Annotated in this window: 15 protein-coding genes and 1 riboswitch; all 15 genes read left to right on the forward strand. The window is 53.6% G+C overall.

Annotated elements, in window-relative coordinates; genetic code table 11:
• The first annotated feature begins 22 nt into the window (after positions 1-22).
• The 15 genes from SLIP_RS01550 to SLIP_RS01620 all read left to right on the forward strand — a co-directional run bounded on the left by SLIP_RS01550 (position 23) and on the right by SLIP_RS01620 (position 17,690).
• Entirely contained in the window at positions 23-1,168 is a 1,146-nt protein-coding gene (locus SLIP_RS01550) for a double-cubane-cluster-containing anaerobic reductase (RefSeq protein ID WP_013174505.1), read from the forward strand.
• A gap of 93 nt (positions 1,169-1,261) precedes the next feature.
• Entirely contained in the window at positions 1,262-1,819 is a 558-nt protein-coding gene (locus tag SLIP_RS01555) for a TIGR01440 family protein (protein ID WP_013174506.1), read from the forward strand.
• 56 nt (positions 1,820-1,875) lie between these two features.
• Positions 1,876-2,817, forward strand: coding sequence for a carbohydrate kinase family protein (locus tag SLIP_RS01560; protein ID WP_013174507.1), 942 nt, complete (start codon positions 1,876-1,878; stop codon positions 2,815-2,817).
• Between the two features lie 27 nt (positions 2,818-2,844).
• Entirely contained in the window at positions 2,845-3,939 is a 1,095-nt protein-coding gene (locus SLIP_RS01565) for a sugar ABC transporter substrate-binding protein (RefSeq protein WP_013174508.1), read from the forward strand.
• A gap of 231 nt (positions 3,940-4,170) precedes the next feature.
• Positions 4,171-4,833, forward strand: coding sequence for a corrinoid protein (locus SLIP_RS01570; RefSeq protein ID WP_013174509.1), 663 nt, complete (start codon positions 4,171-4,173; stop codon positions 4,831-4,833).
• Positions 4,834-4,843: 10 nt separating this feature from the next.
• A complete protein-coding gene (locus SLIP_RS01575; protein WP_049764994.1) occupies positions 4,844-5,587 on the forward strand; it encodes an ATP-binding cassette domain-containing protein in 744 nt (247 codons plus the stop codon).
• Positions 5,518-6,561 (forward strand): ABC transporter permease, encoded by a 1,044-nt coding sequence (locus SLIP_RS01580; protein WP_148216486.1) that lies wholly within the window; start codon positions 5,518-5,520, stop codon positions 6,559-6,561. Before SLIP_RS01575 ends, SLIP_RS01580 begins: the two co-directional genes overlap by 70 nt.
• Positions 6,562-6,763: 202 nt before the next feature.
• A riboswitch (cobalamin riboswitch) is annotated at positions 6,764-7,000 on the forward strand.
• A gap of 205 nt (positions 7,001-7,205) precedes the next feature.
• Positions 7,206-9,992, forward strand: coding sequence for an S-layer homology domain-containing protein (locus SLIP_RS01585; RefSeq protein ID WP_013174513.1), 2,787 nt, complete (start codon positions 7,206-7,208; stop codon positions 9,990-9,992).
• Positions 9,993-10,056: 64 nt separating this feature from the next.
• Complete coding sequence (locus tag SLIP_RS01590) at positions 10,057-11,250, forward strand: DUF4430 domain-containing protein (protein WP_013174514.1); 1,194 nt, start codon at positions 10,057-10,059, stop codon at positions 11,248-11,250.
• 20 nt (positions 11,251-11,270) lie between these two features.
• Positions 11,271-12,185 carry an energy-coupling factor transporter transmembrane component T gene (locus tag SLIP_RS01595; RefSeq protein ID WP_013174515.1) on the forward strand — a complete coding sequence of 305 codons (915 nt, stop codon included), beginning with the start codon at positions 11,271-11,273 and terminating at the stop codon, positions 12,183-12,185.
• Positions 12,149-13,861, forward strand: coding sequence for an ABC transporter ATP-binding protein (locus tag SLIP_RS01600; protein ID WP_423218580.1), 1,713 nt, complete (start codon positions 12,149-12,151; stop codon positions 13,859-13,861). Before SLIP_RS01595 ends, SLIP_RS01600 begins: the two co-directional genes overlap by 37 nt.
• A gap of 47 nt (positions 13,862-13,908) precedes the next feature.
• The gene (locus SLIP_RS11910) at positions 13,909-15,450 is read left to right on the forward strand and encodes an S-layer homology domain-containing protein (protein ID WP_013174517.1); all 1,542 of its coding nucleotides are present in this window, start codon (positions 13,909-13,911) and stop codon (positions 15,448-15,450) included.
• A gap of 36 nt (positions 15,451-15,486) precedes the next feature.
• On the forward strand, positions 15,487-16,185 hold the full coding sequence (locus tag SLIP_RS01610; RefSeq protein ID WP_013174518.1) for an ECF transporter S component: 699 nt from the start codon (positions 15,487-15,489) through the stop codon (positions 16,183-16,185).
• Between the two features lie 164 nt (positions 16,186-16,349).
• Positions 16,350-17,108, forward strand: a complete 759-nt coding sequence (locus tag SLIP_RS01615) for a sugar phosphate isomerase/epimerase family protein (protein ID WP_148216487.1) — start codon at positions 16,350-16,352, stop codon at positions 17,106-17,108.
• 72 nt (positions 17,109-17,180) lie between these two features.
• The gene (locus SLIP_RS01620) at positions 17,181-17,690 is read left to right on the forward strand and encodes a nucleotide-binding protein (protein ID WP_041432595.1); all 510 of its coding nucleotides are present in this window, start codon (positions 17,181-17,183) and stop codon (positions 17,688-17,690) included.
• Positions 17,691-18,088 lie beyond the last annotated feature (398 nt).

Here is an 18,088-nt window from a genome sequence, read left to right on the forward strand (position 1 = left end):
AACAGTTCAGGGGAGTGGGTTTATGGGTACAGGAGTGTTGGAATCTTTCGACTCGATTCGAGATCGCAATCTCATGATACTGAAAGAAGCCAAGGAAAAAGGGGTAAAAGTTGTAGGCATATACTGTTCCTACGGACCTCGAGAGTTGGTGTTGGCAGCAGGGGCTATACCGGTAGGCCTTTGCGGGACCAGGCAGGAACCGATAGCCGCGGCAGAAACCAGACTCCCGGCCAATTTGTGTCCGCTCATCAAATCATCATACGGGTTCGCCCTGAGCGACACCTGCCCTTACTTTCACTTTTCCGACCTAGTGATAGGCGAGACCACCTGTGACGGCAAGAAGAAAATGTTTGAACTCCTGCAGGAACTGAAGCCCGTCCACGTTATGCACCTGCCCCAGTTTCCGACCGGGGAATATGTTTTCGAGCTCTGGTACCGGGAAATGGTGCGACTGAAAGGCAAGTTGGAAGAGGTTTTGGACGTGGAAATAACAGATACAGCCCTGCGGGAGGCAATTCACGTAGTGAACGAGTGCAACCGGGCTCTTAAGAGGCTTTTTGATCTCAACCGCAGGAAGCCGCCTGTTATCTCGGGGACGGACTTGGTCAAGGTTGCCTGGCAGATAGGATTCCATTCTGACAGGTGGGAAAGGGTGCACATGCTGGAACAGTTGGTATCAGAACTGGAAGAAGGGGAGTACGGGGAACTGAATGCCCCGAGAATACTGGTCACGGGCACCCCGATCGGCGTCGGCAGCGAAAAAGTGGTCAGCCTGGTCGAGGAATGCGGGGGAGCAGTTGTGGCTATGGAGAACTGCAGCGGGTACAAAACCGTGGGTTTGATAATCGACGAAGAGGACACCCGAGACCCTCTAATGCTTTTGGCCGAAAAGTACCTCAGAATACCGTGTTCGGTAATGACCCCCAACCACGAGCGCATCCGGCTCATAAAGGACATGGCTCGAGATTTCCAGGTGGACGGGGTGATCGATTTGACCTGGCAGGCATGTCACACCTATAACATCGAGGCTTACCAAGTTGCCCAGGCTGTGAAGGAAGATTTAGGTCTGCCGTACCTCCATCTCGAAACCGATTACTCGGAGTCAGACCGGGAATCGCTCCGGGTGAGGATTGATGCTTTCTTAGAAATCGTGGGAAACAGGAAATGAGGGTAAGGACAGCCCACAATGGCGGCTGTACAGACGGGCCGCCCGGCGACTCGAGGTCTCTAAAAGTAGAACTGAGAGCCGAACGAGGAGGGAGTGGCAAGGAAAATGGTCACACCTGACAGCGTTTTCCGGGACACCCGAGCCGTGATGCAGGAGTTGTTAGCTGCTGGTCCTTATATTCCGGGGGCTATCTTGGTTGTGTCCTGCAGTATCAGTCGGGTCGAAGGCCGAAGGGAGGACACGGTTGGGGATCCCGTTCTAGCCCACGCTGTGGCTAAGGCCCTGTGGCAACACAAGCCCGAAGACTTACAAATTGCCGTGCAGTGCTGTGAGCACCTCAACCGAGCCCTTATCGTCGAAAAAAGTCTGATGTTGGACAAGGACCTGGTGGAGGTAAACGTGCTGCCGATCCCGGAAGCAGGAGGGACTTTCGCCGCTATCAGTTGGGGTTACTTCCGGGATCCGGTGGTGGTGGAGTCTATTTCCGCTAACCTGGGGATAGACATCGGACTAACCATGATCGGCATGCACCTCAGGCCCGTGGCAAAGCCTATAAATCTTACCACTGAGTACGTGGGTAAAGCCAGGGTCGTAGCAGCCAGAACTAGGCCCAGGCTGATAGGAGGTGAGCGGGCTAGGTACAGACGGTAAAAAGTTAGGTGGATTAGGTGAGGACCCAAAGTCTCTAGGGGAGGAAGATAGCGAGAATGTCGTCAAAGGTTGTAGGGTTAGGTACAGCCGCCATGGATGTGGTTTTGCGTTGTAATACGCTGCCCAAATCTGATGGGTTCGCTTTTGTTCATGAAGAATGTTTGACTCCCGGGGGGAGTTGTGCCAACGTTCTCACTGCTCTGTCTTTTCTCGGCGTGCATACGGCTTTGGTAGCCAAGATAGGGGATGACTCCTACGGCAGGCTCTTCCTCGAGGACCTCAAAAAGTGTGGGGTAGGTGCCGACCACGTTAAGGTAGTTGCAGGGGGAATTACTCTTCATACCTTCATCGCTGTATCCCCCGACGGGTCCAGGATAGTGTTGGCTAACCTCGGCAATACCTTGCTTTCGCTGGCAGCAGACGAAGTCGGTCCTCACATGCTGGAAGATGCCCGCGTTTTCTACACCGATATGTTTCCCGGCAAACCGGCCTTGTCCTTAGCTCAAAGGTGTAGAGACCTGGGAATTCCTATGGTTTTCAACCTGCAGTGTCCCCCGTCCTTCATGGCTTTGTGCGGGGTGCCAAAAAGAGAGTTGGCACAAATGGTGACCCTCAGTACCCTGGTGATCAGCAACGCCGAAAACCTGCGGGAGCTGACCGGTATCGATGACATTTTCCGGGCCCTGGAGGAGGTGAAACGGTGGGGACAGCCGCCTGAGGGGGTCATATGTACTCTGGGCTCCGAGGGGGCTGCCTGGCTGTACGAAAAACAAGTGCTGAAGAAGGACGCCTTTCCGGTAAAAGCCGTCGACACTACCGGGGCTGGGGACGCATTTGCTGCCGGGCTGATATTCGCTCTTTTCTACAAGGGGCAAAGCGCTGACGAGGCCCTCGCATTTGCCAATGCCTGTGCAGCGATAAAGTGCACTCAATCCGGACCCAGGTTGAGGGTAACGGAAAGGGATGTTCTCGAGTTCCTAAAAGGTTTCCAGTATTAATAGCGCGCAGCGAGGAGGATGAAATGGATGAAAATACGGGTTTTAACCGCAGTTATGCTGGTGATTGCGATGATGTTTACCTTGTGTGCAGCAGGTTGTGCGGGTAAGACGGAAACAAAAGTGGAAAAACAGACCGAGTCCAAATCACAAGTCGAAAATAAGGCCCCTGCTAAGTCTAACGCGGCATTCCAGGAAGCCGAGGCTAAACTGCTGGATTCTCTTAAACCTCTGCCCGAAAAAGGCAAGAGATACAAGTTAGCGGCTTTAGAGATTACCCTGGCTAACCCGTTCTGGGTTACTATGAAGCAGGGTTACGAAGAAGCGGCCAAAGAATACGGAGTCGACATCGACGTGCTGGCAGCCCCTAAAGAGGACGACATCAACTCCCAGCTGGACACGCTCAAAGCTTTGGTTGTCAAGGGGTACGATGCAATCGCCATTTCTGCCATCACCCCGTTCAACCTCATTTCCGGGGTGGCGGAGGCCAACAAAAAAGGGATTCCGGTTGTCGCCGTGGGCACCAGTATAGACGAGAAAGCGGCGGCCGAGCAGGGAGCTAAAGTCGAAGCTTTCATAACCTCTGACTTTGCAGAGCAGGGACGTCTCGGAGCTCGTTTTATCGTGGAGAAGGTGAAGTCGGGTAAGGTGGCGATAATCGAAGGTTTGGCCGGAGCAGCCCAGGGAGAAGCCCGCAAGAACGGGGCCAAAGAAGTGTTTGAGAGCAGCCCCGGGATTCAACTGGTCAGCGTTCAGCCGGGTGATTGGGACCGCCAAAAGGCGTACGATTTAACGGTTAACCTGCTGCAGGCCCATCCCGACCTCAAGGGAATATTCTGTGCTAACGACGTCATGGCCCTGGGAGCGGTTGAAGCCCTAAAGGCCAAGGGCAAGAAACAGCAGGTGACGGTAGTGGGGGTAGATTTCATCGACGAAGCCAGGGAATCCATAGCTAAAGGCGAACTGGACGGTACTGTAGCCATGTCGCCATACCTTTTCGGAAAAGGTGGTGTAATCCTCATGCTCAAGGTTTTGCAGGGACACCAGATTACAGAAGACATATACTGGACCCCCCTGGCCCTGGTCAACAAGAGCAACGTTCACACCTTTGAGGGCTGGCACTAGGAGGCAGGGTGTAAAACGGCTGCAAGGGTCAAGGCCGGTTCGAGGCAACTCGGACCGGCTTGAATTCGTCGTGAGGAGCTGGTTTGTGGGATTTTACAGGGGTGAGCGGCGACTTTATGCTTGACTACGCCGAGAAGTTGGGTCTTGGGACCAGGAATTACGGACTCCTGAGTGTTTGAAGTCTGAGAGCAGTAGCGGCGCAGCTAGGTTGCCAGCAGGGAGGGGAGTATATTGAACAGCGGGAGGAAAAGTTTTGCCGAACTGATTGCCGAGGTGGTTCTCGGTATGGATATCGAAAGAACCGCGGCTCTCTGTGAGTCTTATGCTTGTTCAGGCGGGGAGGTCAGACATATTATAGATGACGGTTTGCGGCGGGGCTTGTACAGAGCGGGTTGTCTCTTTGAAAAAGGACAGTATTTCATACCCGAACTCCTGCTGTGCTGCGACGCGTTCTATGCCGGATTGGAGGTTCTAAAGCCCTACCTGCCTCAAAAGCCTTCGGAATTGAGGACGCGAATAGTAATCGGCGTCGTCGAGCACGATGTGCACGATATAGGAAAGAATCTGGTAAAAACCATGCTGGAATGTGCGGGCCATGAAGTCATCGACCTGGGGCGGGATGTTCCCGCTCGGGCTTTTGTGAAAAAGGCCGGTGAGGTCGAGGCGGATGTAATAGCCCTTTCTACTCTGATGACTTCGACTATGTCCGGGATGAAAGAAGTCATCGATTTGCTGTGCAGAGAGGGCGCAAGGGATCGGTTCAAGGTTATAGTGGGCGGGAGCCCGGTTACGGAAAGCTATGCCAGGCAAATTGGGGCCGATGGATACGCCCCCGACGCTATGGGTGCCGTCCGGGAGGTGTCGCGTTGGGCAAAAAGACGAACCCAGGTGTGATGTCGGCGAGGTGAAGAGATTGAGCGGAATCCGCTTGAAAGTGAAAAACCTGCATAAGAGTTTCGGTAGCGTGAAAGCATTGGCCGGAGTTGACCTCACGGTGGAACCGGGTGAGGTTACCGCTGTTGTCGGCGACAACGGGGCTGGGAAGTCTACGTTTGTTAAGATCATATCAGGAATACTGGTTCCCGATGAAGGACGCATTATTATCGACGACCGGGTGTATACGCATTTGACCCCTGCCCTGGCTATTCAAGAGGGAATCGCTACTGTTTACCAGGATTTAGCCTTAGTAAACTGCGGCGATGTAGCTACTAACGTATTTCTCGGCAGGGAGTTAACTAGGGGCATATTTCTAGACAGGAAAAGGATGTACAGCCGAGCGCGAAAGGTTTTGGAAGAAATGGGAATAAACCTACCAGCAGTGGACATGCTAGTCGGGCTTTTGTCCGGAGGCCAGCGGCAGGCGGTGGCCATGGCCAGAGCCGTTAACATGGGGGGCAGGCTCTTCGTTCTCGACGAGCCGACGGCAGCTTTGGGCTATAAGGAGACCTGTCTTGTGCTGGATTTGATTAGGAGGTTGCGGGACCAGGGGTATTCGGTAATTATCATAAGCCATAACCTTCACCAAGTCTTTTCTATCGCGGACAGCATCTGCGTATTCAGGCACGGGAGGGTTGTTAGTTGTACCAGCGTCAAGCACACCGACCCAGAGACGGTCGTGAAACTGATAACGGGAACGGAAACGGCGTAGAAACCAGTAGTGTGGCAGTGTTGTGGCAGCGGGCCAAGGCAAATATCTCTGTGGGTACGGGAAAGTACTTCAACCAGGTGCTCTTGGTGACGGCCTTGGCGGTTCTGGCTGCTGTCCTCTCGTTAGTTTCCCCGCATTTTTGGCAGTGGGATAACGCCAAGAATATACTCGAGCAAACAGCCGTGCTTATCGTGATGTCAGTGGCTATGACTATCGTGATAGCGAGCGGGGGCATTGATCTTTCGGTAGGTGGGGTAGTGGCTCTGAGCGGGATTGTCGCCGGGCTCTGCCTTAAAGCCGGGGCAACGGTAGCGGCAGCGGTAACTTGCGCTCTGGGTTTAGGTTCCCTAGTAGGACTGCTGAACGGGAGTTTGATCTCCCTGCTCGATATTAACCCTTTTATAGTTACCCTGGGTTGCGGGTCGATTGCGCGGGGATTGGCTCTCATTTTGACCCAGGGGATCCCTATATACGGGTTCGGATCCGGTTTTGCTTGTTTAGGGAAGGGAAACATTATGGGACTCACCGTTCCGGTTTGGCTTGCTTTGGCAGTAGCTTTGCTGGGATGGGTAGCAGCCACCCGAACGAAATTAGGGCTGTACGCTTCCGCTATGGGAGAAAACGAAGAAGCCCTGCTCCGAACTGGGGTTCCGGTGGGCTGGTACAAAACCGGACTCTATGCCATCTGCGGAACAGCAGCGGCGCTAGTGGGTTTGGTTTTAGCATCCCGTCTTAACACTGCTGACCCTACAGTCGGCCTCGGGTATGAACTTCAAGCGATTGCAGCCACCGTGCTCGGCGGTACCAGCATGAAAGGGGGGGCGAGCAGTATACCGGGGACCGTTATTGCTTGCCTTTTGCTAGGGGTGCTGGCGAACGGCCTAACCATCGTGAGCGTCCAGCCTTATTACCAGCAGCTTCTAATAGGTATAATTATCATAGCGGCGGTTATCGTGTCTGAGCGTAAGAAATAGTGGTGGTTCGCGGGTCGGGGGCCAAAGAGAAAGAAGGGCTCGGTTTCCCAGTAGTCGGAGGAGCCCTCAAGAACGGTCTTAACGGTTCGCTTTAACGCGGCATGGAATTAAATAACAAAAATGGTTTGGGATACTTGATATGGCACTTTAAAAGTGCTACATTAAATCGTAGTAAGAGTAAGGAGTTGGAGGCAACTAAATACAAAATACAAAGGCATCGGGTATCTTCGTTTCGGCTAGCAAGACGAAGCGAGGTTAAAAGGGAACCAGGTGAGAATCCTGGACGGTCGCGCCACTGTGAGCGGGGAGCGACATTCCCAGTAAGCCACTGTCCGAACATGTAGCCGGTTGTGACGGAACCGGGTGCGTGCCGGATGGGAAGGCGGGAATGGAGCGAGGATCCGCGAGTCAGGAAACCTGCCCGAGGCGGTGCGTCGTCAACCTTCCGCGTGAGAGGGGGAGTGCGCTATGAGTGCATATCAGGCCTTGTGAGTTTTAACCTCACTTCTTTCAGTGGAAGTGGGGTTTTTTAATTGGTGTTTGGTTTGGTAGGGTAGCTACGGATCAACGCTCGATGATTGATTTTCAGAGATGGGCGTTGATGCCATTGTAGTAAAGAAATGGTTGAGGGAGGGTTAGAATTCATGCATAAGAACGGTGGACGGAAGCGCCTGGTAACGCTGGTCTGCTTGCTGGCCGTACTGTTAACAACGGTTATTCTGCCAGGAACCGCAGAAGCCCAGGCGAGTCTTAATGACCTTGCTGCCAGGGCGGTGCAGAATAATTATGTCTTGCTTCAAACTGGGACTCCAGTAGATGACGGTTGGACGAGTTTTGGCGCTTACGATGCATATGTGCTTGATAAGGCCGGAGTCGATTTGAGCAGCTGGGTTTATGAGAGCCAGAGTTTTAAGGATAAGGTTCTGGCGAAAACATACCAGATACTGTCCAATCTTAGCGGTACTTATTCATCTAAACTCCTGGCCCAGCATCTGCTGGCAGCGCAGGCTTTCGGGGATAATGAGAAAGCCAACCAACTGCTCCAGATACTAAACGATCGTCAGACGTGCACGGGGAACGGGTCTTTTGACAACAATGCTTTCGGTGATCTCGCGGCTTTTGAGCTTTTGGGAAGGGCAGGGGTAATAGGCCAGGTTTACGACAAAAATGCGGCGATTGAGTATATTTTGAGCCAAAGGGATACGAGCACCGGGGCTTGGACCAGTTCCTGGAACGATACTGTGGCGACCTGCCAGGCAATCCGAGCTTTGGATTATCTAAAGCACTATGCGTCAGGGGACCAGACAGATGCTGTGACACAGGCCATAGAGGCGGGCCTCGAATGGCTGAAAGCACTACAGAAAGAGAATGGCAGTTTTCAAGATGACGCTGGTTGGGAGGACCCCGCGATAGACACGGCTGAAGTCATATATACTTTGAAACTTTTGGAAATAGATCCCCAAACTTGGAAGAGCAGCGCGGAAAACAGTCCGGTAGACTACTTACTGACCGGAGTACAGAACGAAGATGGTACTTTCGGCAGCAGCAAGAACATAATGGATAACACCTGGGTTCTGGATGCCTGCCTGATGCTGGGCGCAACCCTGAGCAACGATCAGCCCGTTGGTGTATTTATCAGGCCTGCACAAGCAAGTGTTAGGGTAGGAGACCAGCAGGATCTCACTGCGAAACTCCTCCGCCTAGACGGAACCGAGACCGATGTGACAACGCAAGCAGTATGGGAAGTAAGTGATGACAGTGTCGCCAGTATAGATACTGGAGGCGTGCTTAGTGCCCTTGCTCCAGGTACCACCCTGGTGAGGGCGAGTTACGGGAGTCTGACCGGAACGGCAACGGTAACAGTAGCTGCCGCGAATTCTGGGTCAGGCACGACCTCGGGATACCAGACAGTAACGGTGAACATAGCTGTGGTGGGAAAGGGTGGAAACCTTCTGTACGGCCCAGGATCAGTGGAACTTTCTCCAAACGATAGATTCGGGCTGACAGCGATGGGGGCTTTGGACAAAACGGGTTTGAGCTGGGAGTTTTCGAGCCAGTGGCCCGGGCTGGTGGTTGCTATAGAAGGCGAACGAAACGAGGGAATGAACGGCTGGTGCTACAGCGTGAACGGCAGCATGCCGAGTGTTTTACCCGGCGACTGCTCAGTACGCCAAAATGACAAGATCATCTTTTGGTACAGCACCAACGCCATGTCCGGCGGTCCCAAGTGGGAAGATCTCGTCAGCGGTAAATACCTGCAAGAGGCTCAGACAACAGCGATAAGCCCGGAGATTGTGCAAGCGGTAAAGGAAGCCGTCAGCCAATACCAGAACGAACTCGGGCAGGTGTTGACCGGGATCAAGATCCTCAACCAAGATCACATCATGTCAAAATCCGAGGTCGAAGCTTTGAAAAAGGAGTTGGCGGAAAACCGGGTATCCGTAACCGTGAAGGTGGGAACGGAAGAAGCCGTGCTGGCAGATACCAAACAGGAGGTGTCGTTGCTCATACCCGCCAAGGCCTTGAACGAGACGGTAGAAATATCGCTCAAGGAATTGAATTCGTCCCAAGTTGACGTGCAGGTCCCGGGCAAAATCGCTTCATCCCTTTACGAGCTTGAGCCCAGTGGTACCAAGTTCGCTTCGCCCGTAACCGTTATTATTAAGCTTCCGATAGATGAGGGTCTAAAGCTCGAACTCCTGACCCCGGCTTGGTACGACGAGAAGGATAAACAATGGGTGCCCATTCCCGGACTGATAGATGCCAAGAAGGGGCTGGCCATATTCAAAACCGACCATTTCACCAAGTTTGCGGTGGTCGAGTTGCCGCCGACGAACCAGGTGGTCGTGACAAAACAACCGGAGAAGACCATTTCCTTCCCCGATGTCGGTGAGAAGTTCGCTTGGGCCAAAGAAGCTATAGAGTACCTGGCGGCCAAGGGTGTTGTCCGCGGAACCGGCAAGGGCTTCGAACCGGCTCGCCCGGTGATCAGGGCGGAATTCGCGGCCATGTTGGCAAACGCCTTAGGCTTGACTCCGGACAAGGTCAGGGGTACCGGCTTCCGGGATGTAAAGTATGAAGACTGGTTTGCAGGTGTTGTCGGGGCGGTAGCCAACCAGGGCTTAGCCGGTGGTTACCCTGACGGAACTTTTGGTCCCGGCCGAACCATAACCCGCTTCGAGATGGCCTCGATCCTAGCCCGGATGCCCGCAGTGCCAGCACCCGGACAGCTAAGCCAAACAGTTCTAAGAGATAAAGAATCTACCCCTGCTTGGGCTCGGAAAAGCGTGGAGTACGTTGTAGAACGCGGCCTCATGAGAGGATGTGAAGGATCGACTTTCCAGGGTCAAAGGAGCACCACCCGGGCAGAAGCGGCGGTGGTCGTCTACAGGTATTTGAAATCGCAGGCCGCAGAACCAGGGTCAAAATAGGGTGCAAGGCGCAGGGAGTTGAAGGGCCCCGTTTAAGCAGGGACTTTGGGGGAGGAATGATGTTTTGTTAAAACGCCGACTGGGTTTTTGTTTGGCAGTCCTGATGGTTATTTTTCTGGCGGTGGCGGTCGCCGGTTGCGGCGGCCGGGCGGCCAATGATATTACCGGCCATAAAACAAAGGAAGCAGCTGTTCAGAGCGCAGGCCCAGACAAAGATGCGGATCGAATCCAGGTTTCGAAAGCGGCCAAAGACGGTGCGGCAAAAAACGATACCGTTCAGGAGAAAACGCTTGGGAAAACGGCGGACACTAAGGAGCCTACCGGGACAAAAGCAAGTCCCGGTACCGATTCTGACCAGGATGCTTTTCTCGAAAAAGGTGAGGGAAAAACCGGACAAACCGCTGCTACGGTGCACCTCGTGGTAACGAAAGACTTCGGAAGCTCGAAACTTCTGGACAAGAAGGTTCGCATGGAACCCGGCTGGACAGTGTTCGATGTTCTCCAAGCTAACTGTCAGGTGAAAACGGGGTACAGCGGCGGCTTGATTACCGGGATCAACGGGGTAGAGTCGCAGAGTGGGGGGTTCTCAGGCCCACGGGAAGACTGGTTTTTCTTTGTCAACGGTATCTGCTCGGACGTAGGGGCAGGCGATTACGAGCTGAGGGCTGGCGATTCGGTGTGGTGGGACTACCATTCATGGGATACTTTTGGATTGGTTAACTCGGCAGTGATAGGCTGCTACCCGGAGCCGTTCCTCCATGGCTACCGCGGGAAAACAAGGCGAACTACCGTTTTGTGCGCTCCAGGGAGCTTGGACCTTGGAGAGACCCTGAAAGAGGCCCTAAAAGCCAGCGGAGTTTCTTCGGTTGGGGTTCGAATTCTGAACGAGAGCCTGCTTTCATCGAGATCGGGACCAACCATCGTGGTAGGCGAGTGGAGACATCTAAAAGACAGCCCTTACCTAGACAAGCTGAACCAAGGATACCGGCGGAACGGGACGTTTGTCCACTTCACCGAGGATGGAGTCGAACTGCTCGATTGTAGGGGAGAACCCGCGCGGGTGTATGCTACTAACGCTGCGGTCATAGCGGCTACCGGCGAGGGACTGGGAGATGGCAGTCCTCTGTGGCTGGTAATAGGTATCGACCGCGAGGGGCTGGAGCAAGCGGTCGAGGCCCTGGCCGGGCGGCCGGAGAAAATATCCGGGCTGTACAGTGCAGCTGTCGTGGAAGGTAAAGTAATGAGGTTACCGTTCTAAGGGAAGGCAGGAAAGTAGCGATGCTGGCTTACCGGAAAAAAGGCAACTTGATTCATACGCTCCATCCGGTTACTATGCTGGTATTTATCCTGTCGGTATTCCTGCTGTCCCTGGTGTTTTCTCATCCTGCTTACCTCTTGGGCCTGTTCGTGGCAGTTGGAGCGGTCATTATCGCCTCTGATACTGCTCGGGAATGGCGGTCGTACATGAAGCTGACACTGGCTATGATTCTCTTAATCGTTCTAATTAACGCTGTGGTGGGGCAGGCTGGTTCAACCCCGCTGTTCTCCGGGGCCAGGGTGCCTCTTTTGCGTCATTTGAGGGTAACCGTGGAAGGCCTGGCTTACGGAGCAGGCATGGGGCTGAGGCTCTTGGTTGTAATAAGCGTTTTTTGCCTGTACACCTATGCGGTGCACCCCGACAAGATATTGAGCCTGCTCAGCCGCTGGATGACGAGGGCCACTCTTGTCATAACCCTTGCTACCCGCCTTTTTCCTTTGATGATAGGTGATTTTTACCGGATAACCGAGGTCCAGCGCTGCCGGGGCGTTAAGTTCGAAGTCGGCAGGTGGTGGGAGCGTGCGGGCAATCTGGTTCCGGTAGCCAGCGTCCTGTTACTTTCTTCGCTTGAGCGTTCGTTGCTCCTGGCCGAGTCCATGCACGCTAGGGGCTTCGGGAGTGGGCCTCGGAGCTATTACCGGAGGGAGCTGTGGCGACCGCGGGACTGGTTGGTAATGGCAGGCGTGATGATCGGAGCAATTACCGCGTTAGTAGCCGTGGGGCGGGGCTGGTCCGATTATATGTACTACCCTCGCCTGGCAGCTATTACTGGTAGGGAAGTCGGCCTGGCCTCGGTCATGACTGCTATGTTTTCAGTACCTGCTGTTCTCGCTTGGGGGTGGAAAAGTTGGCCTTGGTTAAGATCGAAAATCTGACCTATTACTATCCCGGCACGGAAAAGCCAGCTTTAGACAGGATCAACTTGTCTATCCCTGAGGGACAGTTCGTTCTGGTAATCGGGGGTTCGGGAAGCGGAAAGTCCAGTCTGCTCCGGGTTATAGCCGGTTTGATCCCCGGTTTTTACGGGGGCAAATACGGCGGCAGGGTTTATCTCGACGGTACCGAATTGCGGGAACTCGACAAAAGAAGCCTGGTACAGAAGGTGGGTATAGTCTTTCAGGATCCCGAGGCGCAGATGGTTATGACCGGGGTGGAGCAGGAAATCGCTTTTGGCCTTGAAAACCTCGGGCTGCCTCCCAAGCTTATGAGACGCCGGGTGATGGAGGTCACGGAAGCTCTCTCGTTAACAGGCTCTCTTTCCCGATTTATTCCAGAGCTGTCGGGCGGGGAAAAACAAAAGGTGGCCTTGGCTTCGGTCCTGGCAATGCAGCCAGAGGTGTTGTTGCTAGACGAACCCACATCGCAGCTCGATCCCGTGGCGGGAGAGGAAATACTCACCATGGTGAGGAGGCTGAACGAGGAAAACGGTATCACGGTGGTCCTGATCGAGCAACGCCTGGAGAGGTGTTTTCACCTGGCCGACCGGGTGCTGGTGATGGACGAGGGGAGGATTGTTTATGACCACCACGCTCCCGAGGCCATGGCTGAATGGGCTGTGAGGGGCGGGACGCCGTTTGTCCCTCCTCTGCCCAAGTTGTTTGCCAGCGTGGGGAGCTGGAGCATTCCGGTTACGGTCAAAGAAGGACGAAGGCTTCTCAGGAACTGGATTTCGAACTGCGGTTTTCCAGCTTCGACATGTGCTGAGGACAGGCTACGCGTAGTCAAGGCTGACTCCCAGAAACCTGTGCTAGAGGTCCAAAAACTCTGGTTCATTTATCCTAGTGGAACCGAAGTGCTGAAATCAGTCGACTTAGACATTCAACCGGGCAAATTCGTGGTCATAATGGGAGAGAACGGGGCAGGAAAGACTACTCTTCTCAAAAACATAAACGGCTTGCTCAGACCGTCTCGTGGACGGGTTATCATTGTGGGGCGGGATACCGGAATGCTGCCCGTTGAAGAGCTGGCAAAGACGGTCGGATACCTATCGCAGAACCCTAACGATTATTTGTTTATGCCTACGGTAAGGCAGGAGATAGAGTTTACTCAGAAAAACCTGGGACTTGAGAACGATGCAACCGGGAAGCAGATTCTAAATAGGCTGGGCCTGGAAACGATTGCTGACCGTAATCCCCGCGATTTGAGTACCGGGGAACGCCAGCGGGTGGCACTGGCTTCGGTTCTGGCAGCCAGGCCCGAGCTGCTGCTTTTGGACGAGCCCACCCGGGGTCTCGATTATAGATTAAAAGAAGAATTGGGCGGCCTCTTGCTGGAGCTCAAAGCCGGGGGAGCTACTGTGGCCGTAGTAACGCACGATGTCGAGTTTGCTGCTGAATACGCTGATGAGATAGTGTTGATGGCGGCAGGAGAGGTTATGGAACAAGGAAGCAAGTACGATGTGCTTACAGGTTCGACCTTTTATTCACCGCAGTTGAACAAACTGTTCCACAACATTATTCCTGGCATAGTTACCTTTGACCAGGCTAGGGAAGCCTTAGCCAGCTTGATGAACTGCGTTGAGCACGAGGGCGGGGCTTCCTTCCGGGGGTAATTTCGAGGCGAAACGGCAAACAGTAAAAAGCGGGGGAGTGCATAAGCGTGAAAAAGAAAGTTTTCGCAATAGGGCTTAGTTTAGCGCTGTTTTTAGTTTTAGTGAGCTCGCAGGCAGCTTTGGCCGGTTACCCAGTGACGGGTTCAGAGGCGGCATCCAGCCTGGCAAGAGCTGTTCAATACCTGCACCGTGTCCAGAACCGCGACGGTGGTTTTCCGGCGAAGCCAGGAGGCGAGAGCAGCCAGGCGGTCACTTGCTGGGTCATCATGGCTTTAGAGGCAGCGGGAGAAGATGTCGCGGGCACGGCGTGGGCGCCGTCTGGTAAGAGCCCTTTGGATTACCTAGAAACTTGTAAGGACCATATACAAGAGACTTGTGATTATGCTCGTTTGTTACTGGCTCTTAGTGCAGCCGCAAAAGATCCTAAGTACAAAGAGCTGGACTTGACGGAAAAGATAAGTTCTTTTCAACAGAGCGATGGGGCGTTCTTCCAGCCCGGTCGAGGAGAAAAAGGGATGATAAACGCCCACATGTGGTCGGTACTGGCTCTGGCCTCTGCCGGAAAAAAGATTCCAAACCAAGATAAGGCCCGGGAGTGGCTGTTAGCCCGGCAGAACGGGGACGGGGGCTTTAGCTGGTTAGAGGGGTACCAGAGTGATGCGGATGATACGGGAGTAGCCCTTCAGGTCTTGGTGCTTTTAGGAGAAAACCCCAATAATTCGACTGCGGTAAAAAACGCGCTGGCTTACATCAAGAGGTGCCAGGAGGACAACGGGGGATTCAACTGTGGTGATGCGTGGATGGCCAGCGGTGCCAATGCCGCTTCCGATGCCTGGGTCATACAGGGGTTAATAGCTGCGGGGGAAGACCCTCAAGGCCTCAAGTGGTCGAAAAACGGAAAGAACGCCGTGACTCACCTTCTAAGCTTACAAAACAGCGATGGTTCCTTCAACTGGAAGGAAGGACTGGCCTCTTCGCCCGTCACGATGACCGCCTATGCGGTGACGGCTTTGGCCGGAAAGCCGTTTCCGGTAAATGTTAACTACTGGAAACAATCGAAAAGTGAATCGAAAAGCGTTTTTTCCGACCTTACTCCGGAATACTGGGCTTATGACTCCATAATGAAGCTGGTACAGGTCAAGGCTCTGGGCGGGTACCCGGACGGGAGTTTTAGGCCGGAAAACCGGGTAACGAGAGCAGAGTTAGCGGTGTTCTTGTATAGAGGGCTGGGTTTGGAAGAGGCAGAGAGCAAAGCCAGCAATGGATTCGCCGATGTTCCTAAGAATTACTGGGCTGGTCAGGCTATCGCGGCCGTGGTAAGCAAAGGTTATATGAAGGGCAAGCCTGGCGGTTTATTTGACCCTAACGGTAAGATCACCGGAGCCGAACTGGCGAGTATACTGGCGAGGGCCTTGCCCCCTGATAAAGCCGGTTCCGTAACCGCTGGCCCATACTGGTATTCAGCGTCTGTAGAAGCAGCCCGGAAAAACGGGTTGTTGTATCCTGATTTCCAAGCCGCGCTTCCTGCCACCAGGGCCCAGTGTGCTTACAGCATCGCGCAATTAAGGAATGTATTAGGAATGAAATGAGGGAGAAACGATTATTGAAGGATGCGGCAATGAAACATGAACCGAAAAGCTCTTAAATTAACCTTTACGGTTGTGGTCCTGTCGTTAATATCGGGTTTGTTTGCGAAGCTGTGGTTCAGCAGGGAAGTGAACTGGGCTTTACTGTTAACCGTGGGTATCGCTTTGGTTATCGGGGTTGTATTGTGGCGGTTCGAATGGGGTAGGGTCAACTCCAGGCAGATGGCGGTTGTCGCTACTATGTCGGCATTGGCTGCCATATCTCGGGTACCGTTTGCGGCGATCATGGGGCTCCAGCCCACGACTTTTGTGGTCATGATAACCGGGTATGTTTTTGGGCCGCAAATGGGGTTTGTGGTCGGTGCGGTTGCCGCCTTGGTTTCGAATTTCTTTCTGGGACAGGGGCCGTGGACTCCCTGGCAGATGTTCTGCTGGGGCGTGTGCGGGGTGATTGCAGGGGCGTTGGCCAGGTACCAGAAAGGATTTAATTCTGCTATTTTCGCGGTTGTGGGCGGGGTGTGCGGGTATCTTTTCGGCTGGGTGATGGACTTTTGGTACTGGGTAGGCTTTGTTTACCCGTTGACGTGGAAGACCTTTGTGGCCGCTTATGCGGCCAGCCTGCCGGCAGATACTTTACACGCCATCGGTAATGTGGTTTTTGCCATGGTATTTGGCAAGCCGTTTTATTCGATTTTGTATCGGTTCAAGACAAGGTTTTCGGTCGATTACATCGAATAGCTTTATTGAGGTCATAACTGGTGAGGGCATTACTTTTTGTATTGCAAATTAGGTCAGGCGCACATGCCTAGAGATGGAGGGAGTTGCGATTGCCCGGCTCAGGATTTCAATTGGGTATTTTTTCTTGGTTCGGGTTTGTACTCCCGCTGAGCGAGAGGCTCAGGATGATTAAAGAGGCCGGGTTTGGTGCTACTTCTGTCTGGTGGGAGGACGAACAGGGATATCCGGGAATTAAAAAGGAGAACATGCCGCGTATGGTACGGGAATCCGGTTTGCTCTTGGAGAACATACACGTTCCATATGACGGGTGCAACGCGTTGTGGAACGAAAACCGGTCGGTCAGAGAGGCCGAAGTGAAGAAACACATGGCTTGGGTTGAGGATTGTATCAGGTACGATATTCCGGTGATGGTGATGCACATAGCAGATGGACCTGCCCCGCCGGGTGTATTGAAATACGGCGTGGAAAGCATCGGCCGCATCCTGAGAGTCGCGGAGCAAGGGGGCATAATTCTGGCTCTGGAAAACACTGACCACACCTCTTATCTTCGCCTTGTTCTTTCTGAAATCGAATCCCCTTGCTTGGGGCTGTGTTATGATAGCTCGCACGACCTGCTTTACAACCCTGACAGTCCTCAATTGCTCTCGGAACTGGGCGGGCGCTTGGTTGCCACGCATTTTTCCGACACCGACGGGATGCGGGACCGGCACTGGCTGCCGGGCGAAGGAGTTATCGACTGGGAACAAATCGGCAGGGTTTTTCCGCAGGCCACTTACCGGGGTTTCCTGAGTTTGGAGGTGTGCGCCGATGGTGGTTGGAGCAGGGGGGATCCGGAGGCATTTATAAAAAAAGCTTATGCACAAGCTCTGCGCATTGGCGGTCTGCTGACACGTTCACGACCTTCTGACGTTTGGGTTAGTTGAATTGAGGTTGAGTATTTATTTGGCATAATATGGATGGTTATTGACTATGACTGGATGGCAGGTGTGATGGATATGAAACTGGTGGCGGTTACTTCTATTAGGGAAGGGGCAGGGAAGACTACTCTGGCAGTGAACCTGGCTTGTGGTTTGGCCCGCGGCGGGTACCCTGTAGCTATCGTGGACATGGGGCGAGATTCGGCGGCTCGGCGGTGGTTGGAAAAGTTGTCCGGGTTGCCCTCAGGCTTGGCGCTCGCCTCCTGGGAGGAACTGAGGCAAGGAATAGATGAAAGAGCGGGTGTTGCGGTGGTTGACCTGGAGCTTACCGACCCGCCAGGGGCTGAAGTGTTAGCTCGGGCTGATGTGGTCATGGCTGTTATCGGGTTCGCAGGCGACATGCCGGACAGGGATGAATTGGATCGGATAGAGAGAAAGGTACAATCGATAAGGCAAAAAGAAACCGGGATTGACCTCGTCGTTCCTAACCGGGTCAACCCGCGGGAATGGAAAGAAAATGAGAACAAGCTGATGACCCTGATCGAGGTCTGGGGGGAGGAGCGGATAGCCAATCCCGTGCCCGGCTGAACCCGCATCGAAGATCTTCCCGGGGCCGGGAAGACGGTATGGGAGCTTTCTGTAGAGAACCTCAAGGAGCCGTTTGATTATCTTGTGAGCTTTGTGGTGGAGTGTGGTTAGTCGCTTCAGATAAGTCTTTGGAAATAATCCTGTCCGAAGCCGAGAAAGAGGATTCAATCGATGGCGGGGAAGTCTTATTGCTAATAACTTTTGTCAGTAAAGCCGTTCCTGCCGGGTATAGAATTCCCCGGACCAACTGGCGGGTTACCTTTGCCGTTCCTTTCTTAACCAGCCTTCGAACAGCCCAACGAAAAATTAATCCTTTCACTGCTTTCCCACCTTTCCTAGCTTTCAGGCGCCTAACAGACTGATGTGGGCCTTTAACCGGCGACGTTTCTGGTGCCAGT

The sequence above is a fragment of the Syntrophothermus lipocalidus DSM 12680 genome (assembly GCF_000092405.1).
GTDB lineage: Bacteria > Bacillota > Syntrophomonadia > Syntrophomonadales > Syntrophothermaceae > Syntrophothermus > Syntrophothermus lipocalidus.